Here is a 6,320-nt window from a genome sequence, read left to right on the forward strand (position 1 = left end):
GCACCATCGTGCATAAGTAAATTCAATTCGGAGCCGACTGCACATTCCGCCTCATAGGCTTCACGAATACGGTGTCGACGCGAAACGATATTAGAAAGACGATAGATCACAAAAACTTCCATCAAAATCGCAGCGACGATATTGAGGATTGTCGTTAGTGTGGAAACCCTAGTTCCCAGAAAAAAGGGAGCAGAGGTATGTCCGGCAAACATGAGGACCGGTAAAAAAAAGATAAGAAAGACATTGGATGCCAGATCGTCGTTCAAGTTATCCAGTACCTTGAACAGAGAGTGTCCCGGGTTTCGCAGCATTTTGAAGGTCAACGGAGAGCGACGATTTCTATTTTTCCAGCGCTGGAAAAAGACGACGCCATAAACCGAAATGGTTAGCACTGCTACGCCAACGATGATCGGCGCAAGGCTAATTAACAAATGCCGCAACCAGGAGAAGTCATTCACCGATAAATCCAATCCCTTTTGCCATCATTGCTGCACAAAGAATCATCAGCGCCAGCAATGTCAGTTCCACATGAATGGTCAGGCGCAGCGTGCGATTCTGCGCATCGTCCAGTTCAGGCACGATGCCTGCCTTCAGCGAACGGTTCCATTTGAGGAAAGTCAGCGTCGGACGAATCGAGATCAACCCGACGAGTACGAACAGAATCATCTTGGCGATGAACGGCACGCTGTGCATGTAATAAGCGGCGCCTTTTTCGAAGTACATGACGCGTAGTCCGCCGATGATCAATACGAGTCCGGCAAGCGCACCGTAGATCGCATCGATGCGCTGGATCTTTCGTGCGGAGGCCAGCGTCAGCGGTTGCTTGAGAAGAATCATCTCTGCGGACAGGATGATCATGATGAAGACGAAGCAGAGATGATGCAGGAAAGCGGCAAAGGCGTTCATGTACGGCCTCGCAGAATGTGAGGCTTACGATGATGCACTGATTTCCTGCAGCAGCGCAAGAAGCTGCTCCGTGTTGATCGGCTTGACGAGGTGGTAGTCGAAACCTGCCTCGAAGGATTTTTTCTTGTCCTGTTCCTGACTGTAGCCGGTAACGGCAATCAGTTTTGATGAAGTCGTTGCCGGCATTGCGCGCAGGCGTCTTGCCAGTTCCAGTCCGTCCATGTCGGGCAGCCCGATGTCCACCAGCCAGACGTGCGGTGCAACTTCTTCTGCACGGGCGAGCGCTCCCTTCGCATCGTATTCAACGGCAACCTGGTGACCGACGATGCCGAGAAACATTTCCAGCGTATTGGCCGCATCGCGATTGTCGTCGACAACCATGATGCGCAATGCAGAGCGGGCTTCCTCCTGTGCAGGTTCGACAGCGGCCGGATGCGGCTTGGTCAACTCCGGCATCAGTCGCGACAATCGCAGCGTAAAGGTACTTCCCTGGCCGATGCCTTTGCTTGTCGCATAAACCTTTCCACCATGTGATTCAATCAGGCTTTTTACCAGCGCCAGCCCGAGCCCGAGGCCGCCTTGCGAACGATCGGATGCACGCTTTGCCTGCGAAAACAAATCGAATACGTGCGGAATCAATTCCGGTGTCATGCCGATCCCGTTATCGCTGATATCGAGCATGACGGCGTCCTTCTTCAACTGCAGCCGCGCATCGATATGTCCGCCTTCGGGGGTGTATTTGGAGGCATTGTTCAGGATGTTGACGACGACCTGCACCATCCGTTTTCGATCGCCCATGACCAGCGCAGACTCTGCGGGTAAGTGCAGTGCAAGCTCATGATGCCGTGCGTTGACGAGCGGGCGGACCTGTTCCACTGCTTCGGAGAGAATGTCACGCAGATCCAGCGGCTGTCTGTCGAGCGTGATAAGGCCGCGCGTGACGCGCGCAACGTCCAGCAGATCGTCGATCAGATTGGTCATGTGGCCGACTTGTCGCGCGATGATGTTGCTTGATCGTTTGACGCGATCGATGTCGCCGGGCATCAGCTCCAGCAATGTCGCCGCTGCACTGATCGGTGCGAGCGGATTACGTAATTCGTGTCCGAGCATCGCGAGAAATTCATCCTTGCGCTGATCCGCCTGACGGATTTCATATTGACGCTGGCGTGCGCGCAAGGCCGAGCGCGCCACGCTGATCAGGCTGGGTACACGTACCGGACGTTCCAGCAAGGTCAGGTTGCCCAGCCACTCGTAGGCACCGCGTGTCCACGGCGATTCTCCGCCGGGTTTGGTCAGTACCAGGACCGGCAGGTCCGACCACGTCGGCTGCGTCGACAGAAAATCGATCAGCAAGGTTGCAGCCGCTTTCGGCAGGATTTCCTCGACCGTCAGAATCGCACCGGTGCCACGGTGCAGTTCTTGCACCAGTTGGACCAGCGTCGTGCAGGGAAAACATTCAAGCCCTGCCTGTTCAAGCGCGGCGCAGGCGAGTTTCGCATCCTTGCCGTGTGGAGTGCAAACAAGGATGCGTGTTTCCAGCGGCTCCGGCGGCTCAATCATTGGATTGTTGATCTGGTTGCTGCGGTTTTTCAACAAGCCGTGGCACGCCGGTCAGTATGCCGCGGAATTGCTTGAGAACCGGTCCGATGTTGATTCCCGAAGAGTTAATGGCCAACTGCCGTATGGTGCGTTCGTGGACGCTTCCGCGTTTCTTGAACACGGAGATGGCTTGTTGCACTTCGCCGCCTGCTTCGAAATAACGCAGGAGAATGATGTTATCTGACAGATAACTGGCATCGACGTTCGTGCTCATGTGGCTTCCCAGCATGCCCTGCTGTACGCCGATCAGCAGCGTGATGACGCCGCGCTGTCCGAGATACGTCAGCAATTCATGCATGTGGCTGGCGAGCATTTTTTCATTCGGCATTGCCTGCATGAATCCGTTCAGGCTGTCGATCACGATGACCTTGGCACCGTTATCGGCCGCACGGCACACCTGATGGATGAATTCGCCCGGCGTCAGTTGTGCCGGGTCGATCTGCTTGAGTGAAAGCAGCCCGGTTTGGAGATGCGAACGCAGATCGATGTTGAGCGCATCCGCACGATGCAACAGGTTCGATGCCGATTCTTCGAAAACGAACATCGAGGCGTTCTGATTCTGTTTCAGACAGGAGGCGACGAATTGTGCCGCCAGCGTCGATTTACCCGTTCCCGGAGGACCTGCGATCAGCGTGCTGGTACCTTCCTCGATGCCGCCGCCGAGCAGACTGTCGAGTTCCGTCAATCCGCTGCTGAATTGCTTGCGCGACTGGAATTCACGCGTTTCCGCCGCAACCAGACGCGGGTAAACGGTCAGGCCGCCATGCTGGATCTTGTAATCGTGCAACCCTTCGCGAAAAGCGATGCCGCGGTATTTGATTATTTCCAGTCGTCGTCGAATGCCACCGTAGTCGGTCGCCATCCGCTCCAGCGAAATGACACCGTGCGCGATACTGCGGACTTGCAGGTCGCCTTCGCTTGCAGTGCGATCGTCCAGGAATAAGGCCGTGCACGAGCGCGATGCGAAGAACTGCTTGAATGCAAGAACCTGCCGGCGATAGACCAGCGGATTGGATGCAAGCAGCTGCAGTTCGGAAAGGGAATCCAGCACGACGCGTTTCGGCTTGATTTCTTCCACAATGGCCAGGATGCCTTGTGTGGTCGAACCCATTTCGACATCGCTTGGATGGAAGATGCTGTACTGCTCGGTCGGATCGAGAATGTTCTCGGACGGCAGCACTTCATGAATGCGAATGCCTTCCAGCGACCAGCCGTGTGCTGCGGCAACTGCGCGCAACTCCACGGCCGTTTCGGACAATGTGATGTACAGGGCGGATTCGCCTTGTTTGGCGCCTTCCAGCAGAAATTGCAGCGCTAGCGTGGTTTTGCCCGAGCCGGGCGAACCTTCCAGCAGGTAGAGGCGGTCGCTCGTAAAGCCGCCGCACAGAACATTGTCCAGACCGCTGATGCCGGTCGATAAAAAAGCATGGGTGGAATCGTTTTGTAAAGTCATCTGTTTTTCCCCGAGCCAGGCGCAGCAGTCATTGCGTATGACGGTCGCGTTCTGCATCGCTCCGGCTTCTTTATTTGTGTTTATTGTGCTTTCTGTTGCTCACATGCAAGGAGGAGGTCTCCTCGTCAGTGAGTATTATGCAGACAGTGTTGCACAATTGCCATGCCACGCCGATAGGAGAACGGCGGCAGATTTTGTAGGAATAGGAGAAGTCGGCGTGCTTGAAGTTCGGAGTTTCAGTGAATATTCTGGTGATCGACAAACCGTCAAATGACGCGTTTTCTTTTGGCATCGATGACGATCTCGCCGTCTTCCTTGGCAAATGCTCCTTGTTGAGGATTGCTCAGGATATCCAGCACCAGTTCGGATGGGCGGCACAGTCGCGTTCCTTTTTCGGTTACGACAAAGGGACGGTTGATTAAAATCGGTTGCGCCAGCATGGCGTCGATCAATGTCGCATCGTCCAGCGCCGGATTGTCGAGTCGCAACTCTGCGTAAGGGGTGCCTTTTTGCCGAATGGCATCGCGTACTGCCAGTCCCGCGTCCTTGATCAGTTGAATCAGGACAGTACGTGATGGCGGTGTAATCAGATATTCAATGATCGTCGGTTCTTCGCCGCTATTGCGAATCAACGCCAGCGTGTTGCGTGACGTGCCGCAAGCGGGGTTGTGATAGATCGTGACAGTCATTGATTTCTCCTGATGCAGATGATCGTTGCGTCAAACGCCGAGACGGATCGCCAAGGCGGCAAGCGTGACGAGTAGAACGGGGAAGGTAAGCAGTGCGCCGACACGAAAGTAATATCCCCAGGAAATGCGAATACCCTTGCCGGCCAGTACATGCAGCCATAGCAGCGTTGCCAGGCTGCCGATCGGTGTGATCTTCGGCCCGAGGTCGCTGCCGATCACATTGGCGTAAATCATCGCCTCGCGTACAGCACCTTGCGCCGTACTCGCATCGATCGACAATGCGCCGACCAGCACGGTCGGCATGTTGTTCATGATCGAGGAAAGCAGCGCTGTCATCACGCCCGTACCGAGCGCCGCACCCCAGATGCCGTGTGCCGCAAAACCATTCAGCAAAGCGGTCAGATAATCGGTCAGACCGGCATTGCGCAAGCCGTAGACGACCAGATACATGCCGAGTGAAAAGAACACGACCTGCCATGGCGCATGCCTGATGATGTTGCGCGTCGAGATGACATGGCCTTTCGCCGCGATTGCCAGCAGCAGGATCGCGCCGGCTGCTGCCACTGCGCTGACGGGAATGCCGCGCTCTTCAAGCCAGAAAAATCCTGCCAACAGCAAGCCGAGTACGCACCAACCTGCAAAAAAAGTTGCACGATCGCGGATGGCGTCGGCAGGATTTTTCAACTGCAGCACATCGTAATCCGCGGGAATATCGCGCCTGAAATACCAGATCAGCACCAGCAGCGTCATGCCGACGGAAACAACGTTCACCGGCATCATGACGGACGCATACCGCGCAAAGCCGATCTTGAAAAAATCCGCCGACACGATGTTCACCAGGTTGGACACGATCAGCGGCAGACTCGCCGTGTCGGCGATAAATCCGGCCGCCATCACATAAGCCAGCGTCGCTTGCGGCGAGAAGCGCAGGCTCGACAGCATTGCAATCACGATCGGCGTCAGGATCAGCGCAGCGCCGTCGTTCGCGAACAATGCCGACACGGCGGCACCGAGCAATATCAACAGTACAAACAGTTTGCGTCCGTTACCGCCGCCCCAACGCGCAACATGCAATGCGGCCCATTCAAAGAAACCTGCCTGATCCAGTACCAGACTAATGATGATGATCGCGATAAACGTCCCCGTCGCGTTCCACACGATGTGCCATACCACCGGAATGTCGGCAAAGGAAATGGCGCCGAACAACAATGCGAGGACAGCACCCAGCATTGCGCTCCAGCCGATGCCAAGCCCGCGCGGCTGCCAGATCACAAGCGTGAGCGTCAGCAGGAAAACAAGGAAAGCGGTAATCAAGGAAATTGCTCCGGAAGGAAGAACGATGAAATCAGGCTTTCGTCTTTTTTGCGGGACGACATGCCTTGACCGGCGTGCACACATTGCCGCCGCAGCAGTTCTCCGTCAGGAATCCGACCAGCGCGTTCATCGCATCAAAGTTGGCCGAATAAATCATCGACCGTCCTTCGCGCCGGACCGTGACCAGTTGTGCATGTGCCAGTTCTTTCAGGTGAAACGACATCGACGATGGCGAGACGCCGAGCCGGTCGGCGATCTGCGTCGCAGCCATGCCTTCCGGCCCGAGTTGCACCAACAGCCGAAAGACGGCAAGACGGGATTCCTGTGCGAGCGCGGCCAGGGCAGCAATGGTGGCTTGG

7 protein-coding genes are annotated in these 6,320 nt (G+C 55.9%); all 7 read right to left on the reverse strand.

Features of this window, described 5'->3' with window-relative positions; genetic code table 11:
• Nucleotides 1-458 (reverse strand): hypothetical protein (locus VN114_RS02615; protein ID WP_325511690.1); only part of this gene is annotated, 458 nt, incomplete at its 3' end.
• Nucleotides 451-906, reverse strand: a complete 456-nt coding sequence (locus VN114_RS02620; RefSeq protein ID WP_325511692.1) for a DUF2214 family protein — start codon at nucleotides 904-906, stop codon at nucleotides 451-453. The genes VN114_RS02615 and VN114_RS02620, both read right to left, overlap by 8 nt.
• Nucleotides 907-930: 24 nt before the next feature.
• Nucleotides 931-2,466, reverse strand: coding sequence for a hybrid sensor histidine kinase/response regulator (locus VN114_RS02625; protein WP_325511694.1), 1,536 nt, complete (start codon nucleotides 2,464-2,466; stop codon nucleotides 931-933).
• Nucleotides 2,459-3,958: an ATPase domain-containing protein gene (locus VN114_RS02630; protein ID WP_325511696.1), complete on the reverse strand. Its 1,500-nt coding sequence runs from the start codon at nucleotides 3,956-3,958 to the stop codon at nucleotides 2,459-2,461. The genes VN114_RS02625 and VN114_RS02630 overlap by 8 nt, the downstream gene beginning before the upstream one ends.
• Before the next feature lie 266 nt (nucleotides 3,959-4,224).
• Nucleotides 4,225-4,647 (reverse strand): arsenate reductase (glutaredoxin), encoded by a 423-nt coding sequence (gene arsC, locus VN114_RS02635; RefSeq protein WP_325511698.1) that lies wholly within the window; start codon nucleotides 4,645-4,647, stop codon nucleotides 4,225-4,227.
• Nucleotides 4,648-4,677: 30 nt separating this feature from the next.
• Complete coding sequence (locus VN114_RS02640) at nucleotides 4,678-5,961, reverse strand: arsenic transporter (protein WP_325511700.1); 1,284 nt, start codon at nucleotides 5,959-5,961, stop codon at nucleotides 4,678-4,680.
• A gap of 31 nt (nucleotides 5,962-5,992) precedes the next feature.
• Nucleotides 5,993-6,310 (reverse strand): metalloregulator ArsR/SmtB family transcription factor, encoded by a 318-nt coding sequence (locus VN114_RS02645; protein WP_325511702.1) that lies wholly within the window; start codon nucleotides 6,308-6,310, stop codon nucleotides 5,993-5,995.
• Nucleotides 6,311-6,320: the final 10 nt, after the last annotated feature.

Origin of the sequence: Oxalicibacterium sp., from assembly GCF_035565035.1 — a bacterium.
Classification (GTDB): domain Bacteria; phylum Pseudomonadota; class Gammaproteobacteria; order Burkholderiales; family Burkholderiaceae_D; genus Oxalicibacterium.

What these genes read in the sequence shown, in the direction of transcription:
- VN114_RS02620 (WP_325511692.1), bottom strand. Translation starts at nt 906, where the DNA reads ATGAACGCCTTTGCCGCTTTCCTGCATCATCTCTGCTTCGTCTTCATC.
- VN114_RS02625 (WP_325511694.1), bottom strand. Translation starts at nt 2,466, where the DNA reads ATGATTGAGCCGCCGGAGCCGCTGGAAACACGCATCCTTGTTTGCACT.
- VN114_RS02630 (WP_325511696.1), bottom strand. Translation starts at nt 3,958, where the DNA reads ATGACTTTACAAAACGATTCCACCCATGCTTTTTTATCGACCGGCATC.
- arsC (WP_325511698.1), bottom strand. Translation starts at nt 4,647, where the DNA reads ATGACTGTCACGATCTATCACAACCCCGCTTGCGGCACGTCACGCAAC.